Genomic DNA, 1,668 nt, shown 5'->3' with positions numbered 1-1,668 from the left:
GCCCTGCGCATCCATTACCGGCACGCCGGCGTTGCCGTCACTGATGTCCATCTCCGACACGAAGTTGACCGGCACCGAGCCCAGGCGCGTGTCTTCGAACCGGCAGCGCTTGGCCCTGATCGCCGTCAGCGACGGCTTGGGCGCGTCGAGCGGGGCGGCGCCAGGTGCCTTTGGCGGCCAAACCACCCCGCGTGGTGAACGGCGTGCACGCCACGCCCGCGGATGCACGCAGCGGCAGGCCTCCGCTCAGGCGCGTCCCAATGCCGGATCGCTGCGACTGGGCCGGCCGGTTTCCAGATGCCCTGCCAGCCGGCGGCGAAATGCCGCACCCGGTTGCTCCACCACCACGTCGTACCAGTGATCGCTTGCCGCCAGCGCCAGATGGATGGTCTGGCGCTGGCCACCGGCCAGCTGCAGCGAGCGTGGACGGGGGTCGCCGTGGTCCAGCGCGCGCAGTTGCAGCGTGCAGGCCTGTTGCCCGGCATTGCCGATCTCCAGCACCAGCGCATCGCCCTCCTGCCGCGCTTCCAGCCACGGCGCTGCCTGCTGCGCCGATGCGGGCCGCGCAACGCCGGCAAACTCGCGCAGGAATCCATTGGGCCCGTGCACGCGCAAGGCATACGCGCCATCGGGTGCAGCGCCCACCGGCACGTCGTCGAGCTGCGTGCCCGGCAACACGGTGTAATACCAGGGCCCGCCGCTGGCGACGCCACTGTAGACATTGAAGGCCGCCGCCGCGGTGCCGGTGTTGACGAACTGCAGCTGCAGCGCTTCGCCCGCGCGTTCGCGCGCATGCACCTGCAGGGCGTAGGGCAACGCGCGTGCCGGACGTTGCCCCGGCTCCTGGCGCGGCATGCGCGCCGTGGCCGGTGGCGCCGGCAGCGGCTTGTTGCGGACCGCAGCCATGCGCGCACGGTAGTCGTCGATGGAGGGCAAGGCGCTCAGCGCCGAATCGTCCGGCTTGCGGAAGTCGAACACGCTGGTGAGATCGCCGCTGACCGCACGACGCCATGGGCTGATATTCGGCTCGGCCACACCGAAGCGACGCTCCAGCAGGCGCAGCACCGAGGTGTGGTCGAACACCTGCGAATTGACCCAGCCGCCCCGCGTCCAAGGCGAGATCACCAACATCGGCACGCGGATGCCCAGGCCGACCGGCACACCGTGGTACGACTCGCCGCGCACATCGACATTGCTGCGCCCCATGCGTGCATCCAGCGCCGGCAGCGGTGCCGGCACATGATCGAAGAAGCCGTCGTTCTCGTCGTAGTTGATGATCAATGCGGTCTTGGCCCAGACCTCCGGATTGGAGGTCAGCGCGTCGATCAAACGCGCCACCAGCGATTCGCCGTAGGCCGGCGGTGCTTCGGGATGTTCGCAATACGCGGTGGGCGGAATGATCCACGACACCTGCGGCAGGCGATGGGCCTGCACATCGGCTGCAACGGCCGCAATCAGGTGATCGGCCTGGGTGTGGGCCGCGTTTTCTGCGGTGGACCCGGGCACGCAGGCACGTGCGCGCCGATAGCGCTCGTCGGCGCGATCGAGCCCGCGGTAGTGCGCAAAATACGCCAGCGAGTTGCAGCCGAAGTTGTCGTATTCCTGATACACGCGCCAATCGATGCCGGCGGCCTGCAGCCGCTGCGCATACGTGGTCCAGCCCATCGC

1 protein-coding gene and 1 pseudogene are annotated in these 1,668 nt (G+C 69.1%); both read right to left on the bottom strand.

Annotation, left to right across the window (positions count from 1 at the left end):
- Positions 1-217 (bottom strand): annotated as a pseudogene (locus OZ10_RS23005) (S46 family peptidase); the annotation flags it as partial.
- A 29-nt stretch (positions 218-246) separates the two neighbouring features.
- On the bottom strand, positions 247-1,668 hold a 1,422-nt coding region (locus OZ10_RS20125), incomplete at its 5' end, for an alkaline phosphatase family protein (protein ID WP_039566879.1).

Origin of the sequence: Xanthomonas cannabis pv. cannabis (genome assembly GCF_000802365.1) — a bacterium.
Taxonomy (GTDB): Bacteria; Pseudomonadota; Gammaproteobacteria; order Xanthomonadales; family Xanthomonadaceae; genus Xanthomonas; species Xanthomonas cannabis.
This window is presented reverse-complemented; position numbering and strand designations above follow the sequence as displayed.